Below are 15,302 nucleotides of genomic sequence, written 5' to 3'. Positions count from 1 at the left end.
AGACGTCGGAGACGATGTTTCAGGCGAATATGCGCACTGGGGGACGGATGCGCGGCGCTGCATCGGACTGGCGGCGCACGAGCGTGAAATCGGTCTTGATGTGGTCGGGACCGGATGGCAGGCCGGTACGCCCGGCAGTGACGCGCTGGACGATGCATTCGATCGCCGCCTCGGCCATGTCCATGGTGGGCTGGCGCACCGTGGTGAGCGCCGGCCAGATCGTGGTCGATAGCGCGGTATCGTCGAAGCCGACCACCGTGATATCGCCCGGCACGTCCAGCCCCAGGCGATGGGCCACGGCGACCGTGGCGGCGGCCATGTCGTCGTTGCTGGCGAAGATCGCCGTCGGCCGGTCGGCCAGCGCCAGCAGGATTTCGGACGCATCCAGGCCCGAGCGATAATTGAACATCCCCTGCGTGACTAACTCGGCGGCCGGGTCGGCTCCCAGTTCCTTGATCGCGGCCCGGTAGCCTTCCAGCCGCGCGGCGCTGGCCGATTGATAGGGGTGGCCGGTGATGAAGCCGATCCGCTGGTGGCCCAGCTCGATCAGGTGGCGCGTCATCTCGTAGGCGGCCTGGCGGTCGTCGATGCCGATCGCGCTGGCGCGCGGATCGGGCTGGCCGCAGGCGATCAGGGCCAGCGGAATGCCGGCATCGACGATGCGCGCCACGATCTCGGCATTGTCGACCAGCGGCGGCGGCAGGATGATGCCGTCCATATGGTTGTCGATCAGGCGCTGGGTCTGTTCGATGATCTGCTCGCCGTCGGCGCACTTCTCGACCAGCAGCTGCACGTTATTCAGGCTGACCTTGTTGAGCAATCCCAGCAGGACCTCGGTGAGATAGGCGCCGCTGCGCACGCTGGGCATGCTGTACAAAAAGCCGATGCGGATCGGCCGCGAGCCGGCCAGCATCCGCGCCTCGGGGTTCGGCGCATAGTTCAGGGCCGCCGCCGCGGCCGTCACCTTCTTGCGCGTGCTGGCGCGCACGGTCGATTTCCCGTTCATCACACGCGACACCGTCATTGGCGAGACCCCGGCGAGCTTCGCCACATCGGCCATGTTCGGGCCACGCTTGGCCTCCGATGGATTGATGGATTCGGTAGTGGAAGTAGACATTCGGGATGACCTCGGGGCAGCGCGCATGTTAGCGCGAACTTGAATGCTTGAATTTTAACACGAGGCATCGTATTTACCGTCAACGCCAACGATATAACTGGTATGCGAACCGTCAATAAAGCGGTTGACGGAGATTGGCATCTCATCCACAATCGAAAACAATGATTGCGCTAACTTTTTACCACCCGGCGTGATACATGAGCGGCCCACCCCGCCCGCGGGGCCATGGGTCGCATGCCTTTTCAACACATAGATTGGCAAGACAATGACGACAACAACTATACAAGCGCAGCCGGCGCTGGGGACAACCGAAAAAATCGGCTATGCACTGGGCGATTTGGCCGCCAACCTGATCTTCCAGACCCTGCTCACCTTCCTCGCTTTCTTCTACACCGACGTCTACCAGATCTCGCCAAGCGCCGCGGCCAGCATCATCTTCGTCGGCGGCCTGGTCGGCGCCTGCTTCAACCCGCTGATGGGCGTCATCGCCGACCGCACCTCGACCCGCTGGGGCAAGTTCCGCCCCTGGATCCTGTGGACGTCGGTGCCGTTCGGCCTGGTAGCGATCCTGGCCTTCAGCACGCCCGACCTGGGCGAGCGCGGCAAGTACATCTACGCCCTGCTGACCTACATCCTCCTGATGCTGGTGTACTCGGCCAACAACCTGCCCTACTCGGCCCTGAGCGGCGTCCTCACCGGCAGCATGGCCGACCGCAACAGCCTGTCGTCCTATCGCTTCGTCGCGGTGCTGATCGCGCAACTGGTGATCCAGGTGCTGCTGCTGCCGCTGGTGCTGATCCTGGGCGACGGCGACAAGGTGGCCGGCTTCCAGACCGTGATGATCTTCTTCGCCATCGCCGGCACCATCTGCTTCCTGGTCACCTTCTTCACTACCCGCGAGCGGATCGTCCCCAGCGCGAACCAGCGCTCGAGCGTCAAGCAGGACGTCGCCGACCTGCTGCGCAACCGCCCCTGGGTGGTGATGCTGGTGCTGACCATCCTGGTGTTCATCACGCTGTCGCTCAAGGGCGGCATGTACATCTTCTACTTCCGTAACTTCCTGGACGAGGCAGCACTGGCGGCCTTCCTGAGCAACGTCGGCTTCCTTACCTTCATCGACGGCCTCAATTCGGTGCTCACCAATATGGGCCTGACCAAGTTCCACTGGCCGGAAGACGCCGCCACCTCGGGCTTCAGCCTGTTCAACGCGGTCGGCATCATCCTGATGATCGTCGGGATCGGTTTCTCGAAGCCGCTGGCCGACCGCTTCGGCAAGCGCGACGTGTTCGGCGCCGCCCTGCTGCTGGCTGCCCTGTTCCGCCTCAGCTACTACTGGATCGGCCCGAGCTCGATCGGCATGGTATTCGGCGCCCAGATCCTGTACGGCTTCTTCTACGGTATCACGATCCCGCTGCTGTGGGCCATGATTGCCGACGTCGCCGACTACTCGGAATGGAAAAACAATCGTCGCGCCACCGCCCTGCTGTTCTCGGCCATGATCTTCGGCCTCAAGGCCGGCCTCTCCATCGGCGGCGCGCTGGTGGCTGCCCTGCTGTCGGCCTATGGCTACGATGCCGCCCAGGCGGTCCAGTCGGGCCAGGTCGCGGATGGCGTGCGCCTGTCGGTCAGCGTGTACGCCGCCATCCCCTTCCTGCTGGCCGTGTGCTGCCTGGCGGCCTACGACATCCGCAAGTCCACCGAGCTGCAGATCGAACGCGAACTGGGCGAACGCCGCGCGCTCGCTGCCCAGCAATGATTTTTTCCTGAACCCGAACCAGAGCATCTTCATGCCAGAAATTATCGACAAAGACCAGGTGCAATCCCTGAAGGAACGCGCGATCTCCGCGCCCCTGCTCGAGCACATCTACCTCGCCGACCCGTCGGCCCACGTGTTCGACGGCCGCATCTACATCTATCCTTCGCACGACATCGAGGGCGGCGTGCCGTTCAACGACGATGGCGCCCACTTCGCGATGGAAGACTATCACGTGGTATCGATGGACCACCCCGAGGCAAAGGCGGTCGACCATGGGGTGGCGTTGCACGTGAACGATGTGCCGTGGGCGGAGCGCCAGATGTGGGCGCCCGACTGCGTGCGCAAGGATGGCAAGTACTATCTGTACTTCCCGGCCAAGACAGCCGGCGGCATCTTCCACATCGGCGTGGCGATCAGCGACAGCCCGACCGGCCCGTTCACGGCGCAGCCGCAGCCGATCGCCGGCACCTATTCGATCGACCCGGCCGTGTTCGGCGACGACGACGGCGAGTTCTACCTGTATTTCGGCGGCATCTGGGGCGGGCAGCTGCAGAAGTACCGCGACAACGCCTACGACGCCGGGAACGAAGAACCTGCGGTGCACGAAGTCGCCCTGGCGCCGCGCGTGGGGCGCCTGCGCGGCGACATGCTGGAACTCGCCGAGCCGACGCGCCCGGTGCGCATCCTCGACGAAAACGGCAACGACCTGCTGGCCGGCGACCACGATCGCCGCTACTTCGAGGGGCCGTGGATGCACAAGCACAATGGCAAGTACTACTTCTCGTACTCGACCGGCGACACCCACTTCCTGTGCTATGCCACCGGCGACAGCCCCTACGGCCCCTTCACCTACCAGGGCCGGATCATGAACCCGGTGATCGGCTGGACCACCCACCATTCGATCTGCGAATTCGATGGCCGCAGCTGGCTGTTCTATCACGACAGCAGCCTGTCCGGCGGCGTCACCCACCTGCGTTCGGTCAAGGTCACGGAACTGCATTACGACGACGACGGCAAGATCGTCACCATCGAGCCATATCGGCAGCCATAAGATCCACAATACAAGGAGACACCACCCGATGACATCGCGACGCGATACCCTGAAACTGATCGGCGTAGCTGCCGGCGCCGCACTGGCCCCGTCGGCGTTTGCCGCACAAGGCGGCGGCCCCGCCCTCAAGGACCTGGCCAAGGCCAAAGGCATGCGCTTCGGTAATGCCATGGGCATGCTGGAAGACCAGGATACCCGCAAGAGTTTCCGCGACCCGGCCTACCGCGCCCTGATGGCGCGCGAGTGCAATATCATCGTCGCCGAGAACGAGACCAAATGGCAGGCCCTGCAACCCAAGCCAGGCCCTTACCAGTGGGGCCCGGCCGACGAGATGTTCGCCTGGGCGAGGAAGGAAGGCATGGCGATCCGCGGCCATACCCTGATCTGGCAGGCGCCGAAATGGCTGCCGGATTGGGTCAATGCGCTGGACCTGCAATCGAAGCCGGTCAGCCACGCCGAAGCGATCCTGCGCGAGCACATCAAGGCCGTGTGCACGCACATGGGCCAGGATGTGGTCAGCCACGACGTCGTCAACGAAGCCGTGTCGCCGAAAGACGGCACCCTGATCGAGAACGTGTTCACCAAGCGTATGGGCGCGGTCGAGCAGATCGAATTCGCCTTCCGCCAGGCCCACGAGCACGCGCCGAAGGCGCAGCTGGTGTACAACGACTTCATGGGTCCCGGCCTGGGCGACGACGCCAAGCACCGCGCCGGCGTGCTGAAACTGCTGGCCGACCTGAAGAAGCGCGGCGCTCCGATCCACGCGCTGGGCCTGCAAAGCCACGTCAGCGCCGGCGACATGATGTCCGGTCCCGCCAACACGGCGGTGCTGCGCGAATGGCGCAAGTTCCTCGACGAAGTCACCGGCATGGGGCTGGACCTGTTGATCACCGAGTTCGACGTCAACGACAAGGCCTACCCGGCCGATATCGCCAAGCGCGACGCCGCCACGGCGGCGCTGGCGCGCGACTACCTTGATGTGACCCTGAGCTATCCGACCTGCCGCGATTTCCTGTTGTGGGGCATGGCTGATCACGTGAACTGGCTGCAGACCTGGGCCGAAGCGAAGCGTCCAGACGGCCTGGCGCAGCGTCCGACGCCGTACGACAGCCAGTTGCGCGCCAAGCCGATGCGCGAAGCGATCGCCGCTTCGCTGCGCGCGATGCCGATGCGTAAAGCCTGATCGCGCATCACGATCAAAAAAGGGCAGTCCGCATAATGCGGACTGCCCTTTTTTCATTCACCGGTTACTCCAGGTGGGGTGGACGGCTACGCCGTCCACGCGTTCAAATCACACGGGCTCTGTGGCTAATGCCGTTAAGTTAGCGTAAAAGCCGTCGTTCCCGCGAAGGCGGGAACCTAATTCTGCGAGCGTTTCGACGACGTTAGCAGAACTTGGGTTCCCGCCTTCGCGGGAAGTCGTTACCTTCAGTGGAGGTAACGACGTGGTGGCTACTCTTAACTTAACGGCATTAGGCTCTGTGGCTGCTCCGTGGCGAATCAGACGTTGCTTGAACGCGTGGACGGGGAACCCGTCCACCCCACGGAGCCACCAACACCAATTACAGCCGCGGGCTTTGCTCCGGCCCCAGGTAGCTCGGCTTCAATCCACCCGCATCGATCACCAGCTTCTGCACCACCAGGCCCGGATCGAGCGCCCAGAACTTCAGCACATGCCTGCCCGGCTTGGCCAGCTGGTGCTCAGTGGTGAACACGGCTGCGCCATCCGACACGATCTTCTCCCAGAACTTCTCCGACTCGTCGGCATGCACGTTGACGATCTGCGGCGCCTCATCGTCGATTGACACGGCATAGCGGAAGCCCGCACCCGGCTGGAATTTCAGGGTCGGCGCGAGCGTCACCTGCAGCGTCACCTTGCCGCTGCTGACGGTGTTGACATCGTACTCGAGGCGCATGCCATCCTTCACGTCCAGCGCCGCAGCGGTCACCGGCAAGGTCGTCACGCCGGAATCGGTGCGGCCATGGCCCGGGATCTTGAGCCAGCTGCGGCCCTGCGGCGCCAGCGCACGCGCATAATTACCGGCCTCGATCGACACCACGCCATCGGACTCGACGAAGCCCTTGGCGCCCGCGGGCATGTCCTTGCCACGCAGCGGCACATTGACCAGCACGCGCGTATCGTTCGGCCCGGTAATCGTCAGCACGGCCGGCTGCGGCTTGGCCGGCACCTTGTCCCAGCGCACGTCGACCGTCACGCGCTGCTCGCCAGTCACCTTGCCGCTCGCCTGGCTCACCACCACCCAGGGTTGATTCGACGCGATGCGGTACTCGAACGGCGCACTGCCGCGATTGAAGATGTCGAGGTAGTGCGATTTTTTCGCGTACGGATCGAACTTCGGCAAGTCCAGCGCCTTGAGGCCATACGCGCCCCAGGCCTTGGCGCCGCCTTCGACCGCCACCGACATGTTCGAACCAGCCGGCACGTCGATCCGGTGCACGGCCGGCAGCACATTGGCGCGCGGTTGCTCCCAGTTGACGTAGCCGAAGCGGGTCTGCGACATCATGTGGTTCCACTTGCCGTTGCCGATCGCATGGTATTGGCGCGCGAGCTCAGTATCTTTCTTGTACAGCGCATGCACGCGCTCGGCCATGTCGTTGGTGGTGGCGCGGAACTGGGTGGCGTAATGCTGGTTCAGGCCGGCCGCCACGTACAGCTCGTTCATATTGCTCGATGCCGCGACCGGATACTGCACCAGCTGGAAGAAGGCGTCGCGCAATTCGGGGCGCAGCCTGGCCGCCACCTTGTTCGCGCGTTCGGCCAGCGCCGCGTAGTCCCGCGCGATGCGGCCGGCCTCGTCGTAGTGCAGGACGCTATACGTATTCGGCTCGAGCTGCTCGGGCTTGCGGCGGCCGTTGAAGCGCGTGTACTGCTCGACCAGGTCGGCGATTTCCACCGCGTGCTCGGCGCCGAATTCGCGCGTCGCCCACAGGCGCAGGTACTCCGGCAGGCGCTCGGCCGGCCACGCTTGCGGATTCCAGGCATAGGTCAGGAAGAACTCGATCGGCACTTCCATGGGTTTGAGGTCGCCGACGTTCACGATCCACATGCGCTTGGCGTCATACTGCCAGGCCAGGTGCATCTGTTCCCAGATCTTCGGGATCGGCGTCACGTTCAGCCATTTATAGGAGCGCGGACCGCCCACGTAGTCGAAGTGGTAGTAGACGCCGGCACCGCCAGGACGCGCGCGTTCCTCAGGCGTCGGCAGGCGGCGGATATTGGCCCAGTTGTCGTCGCACCACAGCAGCAGCACGTCGTCCGGCACCCGCATGCCCTTCTCGTAATAGCCTTGCACTTCCTTGTACAGCGCCCATACCTGCGGCACTTCGCTGGCGGGCTTGCCGGAATCCTTGGCGATCATCGCGCGCTGGTCGCGCACGATTTTTTCCAGCAGGTCGACATTGTCTTCCTCGGACATCGGCTCGTCGCCATCGCCGCGCATGCCCAACGTGATCACGCGGTCCTGGCCGTGCGAGTTGCGCAGGCCCTGCTTCCAGAACTCCTGCAGCACGCCCGCATTCTTGCTGTAGTCCCAGGGGCCCTTGCCGAAGCGGGCCCATTCGTCGTGGGCGCGCATCATCGGCTCGTGGTGCGACGTGCCCATGACGATGCCCATCTCGTGGGCGAGCCTGCCGTTCTCGGGATCGTCGGCATAGAAGGCCGCGGGCGGCCACATCGCCGGCCACAGGTAGTTGCCGCGCAGGCGCAGGATCAGCTCGAACACCTTCTCGTAGAAGCGATGGTTGAAGCCGCCGTATTTCTCCTTGGCCCAGTTGGTCAGCGCCGGCGCCTCGTCGTTCAGGAAGATGCCGCGGTACTGCACCACCGGCGCATCGCTGACCTTGGTGTCCATCGGGACCGCCAGCGCGGCCTGGCGCGCCGGGACCACGTCGGCCCACCACTTCCAGGGCGAGACGCCGATCTGTTCCGACAAGGTGTAGACGCCGAAGATCGCGCCGCGGCGGTCGCTGCCGGCTACCACCAGCGCCCGCGCCACGCCCGGCATCGGATTGGCCACGGCCTGGATCAGGAAGCCTTCCCACTTGCCGCGGATGGCGGCGGCGTCGATCTTGCCTTCGGCCGCGAGGCGGTCGACGAGGGCGCTCTGGCCGAGGGTGCCGACGATGACCACGTGGTCGCCCTTGGCGCTCGCTGCCTGCGTCAACGCCGGCTTGACGCCGCTGACGAGGGCGATGTCGCCCTGCAGCTCGGCCACGGCGCGGCGCACGCCGGCGTCGTCCTTCGGATCGACCAGCAGGGTCGCGGCGCGGCCCTGGGCGGCCAGCACCACCGCGTTCGCGCCGGCTTCGAACCGCACGAACTGGCGCTCGCCCAGCGCCCAGGCCGGCGACGCGGCCAGGACCGCGCATAGCGCCGCCAATGGCGCCAGCGCGCGCCGTAACAGCTTCATTGTCAGTGTCATGAGCTTCCTTGTCTCCAGAGTTATTATGTGCATCGCGGAGTGTAATAACAGTTTATAACATTTAGTGTTAGCGCGATCATTCCGAGTATAGGTTTGACGATTCTTCCTTGTCAATTCCGGTGTGGCCCGCCCGGCCGCGAAGAAGACACGATGCGGGGTGTAAAATGCCGCTTTTTCTCCTATTTAGAAGCTGCAACCATGAAGCCTGCCCGCATCCTGACTTTCAAGTGCGTCAAATGCACGAAACCGGTCAAAGTCTTCCTCCAGAAAGTGTCGGCCTGCTCGCACATCCAGCCCTACCAGGGCATCTGCGCCTGCGGCGAAGTGAAGCGCCACGCGACCGGCAGCCCGGACGCGGTCAAGGGTTATCTCGAATCGACCGACGGCAACTGGCATCACCATCACTGATATGATCACGGACAACGCGCGCATCGAATGGGTGGAGGCGGGCGAAACCCGCTCGGCGCTGTGGCGCTCCGAGAGCGGCTGGCCGGCGCCCAATAAGGTGGTGCCGGCCGACGACACCATGAGCGCCGACGCTGCCTATCGCCTGGCGCTCGACGGCACTGCCCTGCTCTGGCGCGGCGACTTCCAGAATGCGCGCCAGTTGCTGCAGGCGCTGGTGCGCCGCATCGAGCACAAGGGCGAGCGCGGCCGCCGCAAGAAAGCGACCGCACCGGCCACGCCGACGGAGGCATTTCACCGCCATCGCCTGAGCCAGCTCCAGCGTGCGCGCACCCTGGCGATGCTGCTGATCCCGTTTGACGCCGACCACGGCATCCCGCTGCGGCGCGCGCCGGATGCGCGCCTGGCCTGCCTGGAAGCCCATGGCCCGGTTGACGAGCCCTATGTCGCTTCGCTGCGCGAACTGCTGGGCGTGATCGGCGCCCATGAGTGGCGTCGCAAGGGCGTCATGATCCCGGCCCTCGATGATCGCATCCACCCCTGGTATGGCGTGTTCTCGCCCGTGCGCGGCGAATACGTCGAGCTGGTGGCGCAGGCGCCGCTGCCGGCGGGTGCGCATCTCGCATTCGACATCGGCGCCGGCACCGGCGTGCTGTCCGCCGTGCTGGCGCGGCGCGGCATGCGGGTGGTCGCCACCGACATGGATGCGCGTGCGCTCGGCTGCGCGCGCGAGAACCTCTCCCGCCTCGGGCTGGCGGCCCAGGTCGAGGTGGTCCAGGCCGACCTGTTCCCGGAAGGCCGGGCGCCGCTGGTGGTGTGCAATCCGCCCTGGCTGCCGGGCAAGCCGAGTTCGGCCATCGAATACGCGATCTACGATCCCGGCAGCCGCATGCTGCGCGGCTTCCTCGGCGGCCTGGCCGCGCACCTGGAGCCGGGCGGCGAAGGCTGGCTGATCATGTCCGACTTCGCCGAACACCTGGGTTTACGCAGCCGCGAGCAGCTGCTGGGCTGGATCGCGGACGCGGGACTGGAGGTCGCGGCGCGCCACGACACGAAACCCGTCCATCCACGCGCCAGCGATCCGGACGATCCGCTGCATGCGGCGCGTTCGAAGGAAGTGACGTCGCTGTGGCGCCTGCGGACTGCCGGTCGGGCTACGGGGTGAATTACTGAACTTGGCCCCCCGCCTGCGCGGGGGCGACGGCTGCCGTTGGCAACCGTCGATTGCAATCCGCGGCCAGGCACGCTATACTATCGTTCTCAGACGCGGGGTGGAGCAGTCTGGCAGCTCGTCGGGCTCATAACCCGAAGGTCACAGGTTCAAATCCTGTCCCCGCAACCAAATTCAATACGAAGCCCGACTCAACGAGCCGGGCTTTTGTTTTCTGCGGCTGCAAAAGGCAGAGGATGAGAGACAAGAAAGACAACGCGACGTTCGACCTGCCGGGCTTCGAGCCGGCGGCGCCGCTCGTTCCGGTGCTTGCTTCCCATCCCGAACCGAAACGCACCGGCCCTCGTCCGCGCCGCATCGCGCTCAAGCAAGAGCAGTTGCACCTGCTCGAAGAAACCGACACCACCGGCCTGCCCGTCTGGAAGCGCGACGACAAACTCGACCTGACCGGCCTGCCGGTCTGGGCGCCCGATCCCGAATAGCCCGGCCCTGCCGGCTGGAGGCTTAGCCATGCAATCCGACTCGTTCACCTCGCTGTCCCTCGAACCGCGTTTCCTCGCCAACCTGGCCACCCTCGGCTACCACCACATGACGCAGGTGCAGGCCGAGACCCTGCCCTCAGTGCTGGGTGGACGCGACCTGATCGCCCAGGCCAAGACCGGCAGCGGCAAGACCGCGGCATTCGGCATCGGCATCCTGAACAAGCTCAATCCGGCCTGGTTCGCGGTGCAGGGCCTGGTGCTGTGCCCGACGCGCGAACTGGCCGACCAGGTCGCGGGCGAGTTGCGGCGGCTGGCGCGCGGGGTCGGCAACGTCAAGATCCTGACCCTGACCGGCGGCGTGTCGATGCGTCCGCAGATCGCCTCGCTCGAGCATGGCGCCCACATCGTGGTCGGCACCCCGGGCCGCATCCGCGACCACCTGGGCCGCGCCACGCTCGACCTGTCGAAGGTGCAGACCCTGGTGCTCGACGAAGCCGACCGCATGACCGACATGGGTTTCTATGACGAGATCGCGGGCATCGTCTCCGCCACGCCGATCCACCGCCAGACGCTGCTGTTCTCGGCGACCTACCCGGACGATATCCGCTTCGCCACCGCCGGCTTCCTGCGCGACCCGCTCGAAGTCAAGGTCGAGGGCAAGCACAGCCTGGAGGCGATCGACCAGCGCTTCTACGAGATCGGCTTCGAGGGCCGCGAACAAGCCATCGGCCGCCTGCTCAAGCACCACCGGCCGGTGTCGGCTCTGGTGTTCTGCAATACCAAGGCGCGCTGCCGCGAGGTGGCCGACAACCTGCAGGCGCAGGGCTTCTCGGCGCTGGCCCTGTACGGCGAACTGGAACAGCAGGAACGCGACGAGATCCTGGTGCTGTTCAGTAACCGCAGCTGCTCGGTGCTGGTGGCCACCGACGTCGCCGCGCGCGGCCTCGACATTGCCGACCTCGGCACGGTGATCAACGTCGACATCTCGCGCGACCCCGAGGTGCACGTGCACCGCGTCGGCCGCACCGGCCGCGCCGGCGCGAGCGGCATGGCGCACACGCTGGTGGCGCCAAACGAAAAGAAATGGGTGCGCCTGGTGGAGGAATACCAGGACCAGGAAGCGACCTGGGAAAGCCTCGACGCCCTTGGCGAGCACGAGGAAGCGGCGGCGCCGGCGCCGATGGTGACCCTGTGCGTGGCCGGCGGCAAGAAGGCCAAGCTGCGTCCGGGTGACCTGCTGGGCGCGCTGACGGGCGACGCCGGCCTCACCAAGGAGCAGGTGGGCAAGATCAATATCGGCGAGTTCAGCAGCTATGTGGCGCTCGACCGCAATGTCGCGGCGGCGGCCGTCGCGCGCCTGGCCCAGGGCGATGCGCCGGGACCGGGCTTCGGCGTCATCAAGGGCCGCTGGTTCAAGATGCGCTTCGTGGAAGTCTGACCGCCATCCCCGTGCGCCGAGATGTAACAAGCGCGCACGGTTGAGCGGGACCGCGCCACTCCTGGCGCAATTCTGGCATTATTTGCAATAAATAAACATTCCTCCGGGCGCGTTCGCAGCACCCGGCACGATGCCATGATGACCAGTCCCGATACCGCAGCACAGCAGCTCGACGGCCGCACCGTCCGCGAGATCGTCGAGCACAACCACGAGATGGTCAGCGAAGCCTGGTGCCGCCGCATCGTGCGCCAGGTGCTGCAATCGCTCGAAGTGCAGTACGGCATGCGCATGCCGCACCGCGTGATCACGCCCGACACCCTGCTCATCCTCGACTCGGGCGATCCCATGCTGTTGCCGAGCTCGGACCAGGAACCCGATCCCGAGACCCTGCCCGCGATCGAGGCGCGCGACGTGCACGACCTGGCCGCCGTGGTGCATTACGCGGTGACGCTCGACCTGGCTCCCACCACGCCGCTGCGCGGCCGCCCGCTGCCCGACTACAGCGACGGCTTCATCGACGCCATCGACCAGTGCCTGGCGCCAGACCCCGCCGCGCGCCCCCGCACCATCGAGCGCATGCGCGACCTGCTGGGCATCGTGGTGCTCGGTCCGCCGCCGGCGGTGCCGCCGCCGCTGGACGAAGACATGACGCCTACCCCCGCCCCGACGCCAGAACCGGCCGTCGCTCCGCCGGAAGCCCAGGCGCCGACACCAGCGCCCCTCGCGGTGCACGTGCCACGCACCCGTTCCGCGCCCGAGCCGGTGGCGCCGGGCGGCGCCCCCGAGCGTTCGCAGCGGTGGCTGTGGATCGGCCTCGCCGTGCTGGTCTTGGGCGCCGCGCTGGCCGCCCTGTTCGCGCTGCTGCGCCAGGCCGATTCCAGCGACGCGCTGGCGCTGCCGGTGCCGCCGGCGCTCGAGGATCCGCACAATGCCTCCGACGCGCCACTGGTCACGCTGCCGCAAGAGCCGCCGGCCAGGCTCGAAGGTCCGGTGATCGACGAATCCGCCTCCGGCGCCCCCATCGCGTCGCCACCGGCGCCGGACGCCGCCGTGCCGCCCACCGCGGTCCAGCTCGCGCCGCAGGGAACGTCGCCCGAGGCCGCCGTCGCCGGCACCACCTATACCCTGTCGGTCAAGCCCTGGGGCACGGTCGTGGTCGACGGCGTCGACCGCGGCGCCAGCCCGCCGCTCAGGCACATCACGCTGCCGCCGGGCGAGCACACGATCCGCATCGTCAACCCGAGCTTCCCGGAACATACCGTGACCGTGCAGTCGGTGGAAGGCCAGGCGGGCACGATCGAACTCGACTTTACCGAGGAGGGAGCGCAGTGAGCATCGTTACCATCGGCCGCATCGGCGCACTGGCGCTGGCGGCTTTCGCCATGTCCGGCTGCACCCAGTTCGGCCCCATGCTGGGCGGCCAGGAAAAGGCGCGACCCCATCCACGCGCCGACGGCGCCAAGCCGCGTCCCCAGCGCAGCCAGGCGAGCCGTTCCGCACCGCAGGAAGCGAAGCGCGACGATGCGGCGCTGCGCGAAGGCATCGCCCTTTACGAGAAGGGCGACTACAACGGCGCGATCCGGCGCCTGGGCAGCGACGACATGCATGGCGCGAGCCAGCGCGAGCGGCTGACCGCCCTCAAGTACACCGCCTTCAGCTATTGCGTGACGGGCCGCCAGGCGCTGTGCCGCCAAACGTTCGACCGCGCTTTCAAGCTCGATGGCGCGTTCGACCTGGGCCCGGGCGAACATGGGCATCCGCAATGGGGGCCGGTGTTCGCGCAGGCGAAGCAGGCCGCGTCGCGTTAGACATCAAGCCGGATGTGCGCCGCATAGGTCGGCGCGCGGCGCCGGCGGCCGGCCTGTTCGTAGGCATGGGCCATCGCGATCAGCGCCGGCTCGCTCCAGGCCTTGCCCACGAAGGACAGGCCGACCGGCAAGCCATGCAGCAGCCCGGCCGGCACCGTGATGTGCGGATAGCCGGCCACCGCCGCCGGCGACGAAAAGCTGGCGCCGTAGTGGTCGCCGTTGATGTAGTCGGTCAGCCAGGCCGGCCCGCCGGTGGGGGCCACCAGGGCGTCGAGCTTCTGGTCGCGCATCACCTGGTCGATGCCCTTGTCGCGCGCATAGCGCCGGTTGTTGGCCAGCGCCTTGACGTAGTCGCGCGCCTGCAAGCCGCCCTTCGACTGGGCCGCGATCAGGTGTTCCTGGCCGAAGTACGGCATCTCCCGCCCTGCGTTGCGCACATTGAAGTCGATGATGTCGGCCATGGTCTTGACCGGCGCGTGCGGCGCATAGGCCGCCAGCCAGGCCTCGAGGTCGGGCCGGAACTCGTGCAACAGCACGGTCAGCTCGGTCTCGCCATACTTGTCGCGATTCGGGATCGCGACGTCGACCAGGATCGCGCCCTGTTCGCGCAGCAGCGTCAACTCCCTCTCGATCAAGGCATTGAGCCCATCGTTGGCGCCGAAGAAATCGCGCGCCACGCCCAGGCGCTTGCCGCGCAAGCCATCCTTGCGCAGGAAGCTGGCGTAGTTCACGCGTGGCGCCTTGCCCGTCGCGCCGTCCTGCGGGTCGGGACCGGCCAGCGCCCCGAGCAGGAAGGCCGCGTCGGCCACGCTGCGCGCCATCGGGCCGGCCGTGTCCTGCGAGTGCGCGATCGGGACGATGCCGGCGCGGCTGACCAGGCCCAGCGTCGGCTTGATGCCGACGATGCCGCAGCACGCGCTGGGCGAGACGATCGAGCCGTCGGTCTCGGTGCCCACCGCCAGGGTCGCCAGGCCGGCCGCCATGGCCGCCGCCGAGCCGGAACTGGAACCGCTGGTATTGCGGTCGAGCGCATACGGGTTGCGGGTCTGGCCGCCGCGCGCGCTCCAGCCGCTGGTCGAGCGCACCGAGCGCATATTGGCCCATTCCGACAGATTGGTCTTGCCGAGGATGACGGCGCCGGCATTGCGCAGGCGGGTCACCAGATGGGCGTCGCGCACGGCGCGCACGCCGTCCAGCGCCAGCGAACCGGCCGTGGTGCACATGTTGTCGCCGGTGGCGATATTGTCCTTCAATAGCACCGGGATGCCGTGCAGCGGGCCGCGCAGCTTGCCGGCCTTGCGCTCGCGGTCGCGCTCGCGCGCGGTCTCCAGCGCATCGGGATTCAGCTCGATCACCGCGCGCAGGCGCGGGCCGGCACGGTCGACCGCCTCGATGCGAGCCAGGTAGCGGGTGGCGAGGCCATGGGCCGTCAGCTTGCCGGCGCGCATGGCCTGCTGCTGGGCCTGGACGCCGGCTTCGAGCATCTGGTCGGGCTGGAACTTCGCCGGCGCCGCTTTCTTCGCGGGCGCCGCCAGCGCCAGTCCAGGCGTGCCGGCCACCGCCATTCCCAGTCGTACGAAATCCCTGCGCTCCATGCCCCGCCACTCCATGTATTACAAAGCAATAGCATAG

12 protein-coding genes and 1 tRNA gene are annotated in these 15,302 nt (G+C 66.6%); 10 read left to right on the top strand and 3 right to left on the bottom strand.

Annotation, left to right across the window (positions count from 1 at the left end; genetic code table 11):
- Positions 1-19: 19 nt before the first annotated feature.
- Positions 20-1,117: a LacI family DNA-binding transcriptional regulator gene (locus tag Q9246_RS25380; RefSeq protein ID WP_306394112.1), complete on the bottom strand. Its 1,098-nt coding sequence runs from the start codon at positions 1,115-1,117 to the stop codon at positions 20-22.
- Between the two features lie 265 nt (positions 1,118-1,382).
- Between Q9246_RS25380 and Q9246_RS25375 the strand changes: the two genes are divergently transcribed.
- Genes Q9246_RS25375 through Q9246_RS25365 form a run of 3 tightly spaced genes read left to right on the top strand, consistent with a single transcriptional unit; the run spans position 1,383 to position 5,107 of the window.
- Positions 1,383-2,873 carry an MFS transporter gene (locus Q9246_RS25375; RefSeq protein ID WP_306394110.1) on the top strand — a complete coding sequence of 497 codons (1,491 nt, stop codon included), beginning with the start codon at positions 1,383-1,385 and terminating at the stop codon, positions 2,871-2,873.
- Between the two features lie 31 nt (positions 2,874-2,904).
- On the top strand, positions 2,905-3,924 hold the full coding sequence (locus tag Q9246_RS25370) for a glycoside hydrolase family 43 protein (RefSeq protein ID WP_306394109.1): 1,020 nt from the start codon (positions 2,905-2,907) through the stop codon (positions 3,922-3,924).
- Between the two features lie 28 nt (positions 3,925-3,952).
- Positions 3,953-5,107: an endo-1,4-beta-xylanase gene (locus Q9246_RS25365; protein ID WP_306394108.1), complete on the top strand. Its 1,155-nt coding sequence runs from the start codon at positions 3,953-3,955 to the stop codon at positions 5,105-5,107.
- 379 nt (positions 5,108-5,486) lie between these two features.
- Here Q9246_RS25365 and Q9246_RS25360 read toward each other — a convergent pair whose 3' ends face one another.
- Complete coding sequence (locus Q9246_RS25360; protein WP_306394107.1) at positions 5,487-8,366, bottom strand: glycosyl hydrolase 115 family protein; 2,880 nt, start codon at positions 8,364-8,366, stop codon at positions 5,487-5,489.
- Positions 8,367-8,564: 198 nt separating this feature from the next.
- On the opposite strand from Q9246_RS25360, the gene Q9246_RS25355 reads away from it, so the two are divergent.
- The 7 genes from Q9246_RS25355 (at position 8,565) to Q9246_RS25325 (ending at position 13,670) form a co-directional block, all read left to right on the top strand.
- A complete protein-coding gene (locus tag Q9246_RS25355; RefSeq protein ID WP_306394105.1) occupies positions 8,565-8,774 on the top strand; it encodes a hypothetical protein in 210 nt (69 codons plus the stop codon).
- A 1-nt stretch (position 8,775) separates the two neighbouring features.
- Positions 8,776-9,936, top strand: coding sequence for a methyltransferase (locus Q9246_RS25350; protein WP_306394103.1), 1,161 nt, complete (start codon positions 8,776-8,778; stop codon positions 9,934-9,936).
- Positions 9,937-10,036: 100 nt separating this feature from the next.
- Positions 10,037-10,113: transfer RNA gene (locus Q9246_RS25345), tRNA-Met, on the top strand.
- A 65-nt stretch (positions 10,114-10,178) separates the two neighbouring features.
- Positions 10,179-10,424: a hypothetical protein gene (locus Q9246_RS25340; RefSeq protein WP_306394101.1), complete on the top strand. Its 246-nt coding sequence runs from the start codon at positions 10,179-10,181 to the stop codon at positions 10,422-10,424.
- Positions 10,425-10,452: 28 nt separating this feature from the next.
- Positions 10,453-11,862 (top strand): ATP-dependent RNA helicase DbpA, encoded by a 1,410-nt coding sequence (gene dbpA, locus Q9246_RS25335; protein WP_306394099.1) that lies wholly within the window; start codon positions 10,453-10,455, stop codon positions 11,860-11,862.
- Between the two features lie 135 nt (positions 11,863-11,997).
- Complete coding sequence (locus Q9246_RS25330; RefSeq protein WP_306394097.1) at positions 11,998-13,194, top strand: serine/threonine-protein kinase; 1,197 nt, start codon at positions 11,998-12,000, stop codon at positions 13,192-13,194.
- Entirely contained in the window at positions 13,191-13,670 is a 480-nt protein-coding gene (locus Q9246_RS25325) for a TssQ family T6SS-associated lipoprotein (protein WP_306394095.1), read from the top strand. Before Q9246_RS25330 ends, Q9246_RS25325 begins: the two co-directional genes overlap by 4 nt.
- On the opposite strand, the gene Q9246_RS25320 is transcribed toward Q9246_RS25325, so the two are convergent.
- Complete coding sequence (locus tag Q9246_RS25320) at positions 13,667-15,265, bottom strand: amidase (protein ID WP_306394093.1); 1,599 nt, start codon at positions 15,263-15,265, stop codon at positions 13,667-13,669. The two genes, Q9246_RS25325 and Q9246_RS25320, sit on opposite strands and share 4 nt — an antisense overlap.
- Positions 15,266-15,302 lie beyond the last annotated feature (37 nt).

Source organism: Telluria beijingensis (assembly GCF_030770395.1).
Classification (GTDB): domain Bacteria; phylum Pseudomonadota; class Gammaproteobacteria; order Burkholderiales; family Burkholderiaceae_D; genus Telluria; species Telluria beijingensis.
This window is presented reverse-complemented; position numbering and strand designations above follow the sequence as displayed.

What these genes read in the sequence shown, in the direction of transcription:
- Q9246_RS25370 (WP_306394109.1), top strand. Translation starts at nt 2,905, where the DNA reads ATGCCAGAAATTATCGACAAAGACCAGGTGCAATCCCTGAAGGAACGC.
- Q9246_RS25365 (WP_306394108.1), top strand. Translation starts at nt 3,953, where the DNA reads ATGACATCGCGACGCGATACCCTGAAACTGATCGGCGTAGCTGCCGGC.
- Q9246_RS25360 (WP_306394107.1), bottom strand. Translation starts at nt 8,366, where the DNA reads ATGACACTGACAATGAAGCTGTTACGGCGCGCGCTGGCGCCATTGGCG.
- Q9246_RS25320 (WP_306394093.1), bottom strand. Translation starts at nt 15,265, where the DNA reads ATGGAGCGCAGGGATTTCGTACGACTGGGAATGGCGGTGGCCGGCACG.
- Q9246_RS25330 (WP_306394097.1), top strand. Translation starts at nt 11,998, where the DNA reads ATGATGACCAGTCCCGATACCGCAGCACAGCAGCTCGACGGCCGCACC.
- dbpA (WP_306394099.1), top strand. Translation starts at nt 10,453, where the DNA reads ATGCAATCCGACTCGTTCACCTCGCTGTCCCTCGAACCGCGTTTCCTC.
- Q9246_RS25350 (WP_306394103.1), top strand. Translation starts at nt 8,776, where the DNA reads ATGATCACGGACAACGCGCGCATCGAATGGGTGGAGGCGGGCGAAACC.
- Q9246_RS25375 (WP_306394110.1), top strand. Translation starts at nt 1,383, where the DNA reads ATGACGACAACAACTATACAAGCGCAGCCGGCGCTGGGGACAACCGAA.
- Q9246_RS25340 (WP_306394101.1), top strand. Translation starts at nt 10,179, where the DNA reads ATGAGAGACAAGAAAGACAACGCGACGTTCGACCTGCCGGGCTTCGAG.
- Q9246_RS25355 (WP_306394105.1), top strand. Translation starts at nt 8,565, where the DNA reads ATGAAGCCTGCCCGCATCCTGACTTTCAAGTGCGTCAAATGCACGAAA.
- Q9246_RS25380 (WP_306394112.1), bottom strand. Translation starts at nt 1,117, where the DNA reads ATGTCTACTTCCACTACCGAATCCATCAATCCATCGGAGGCCAAGCGT.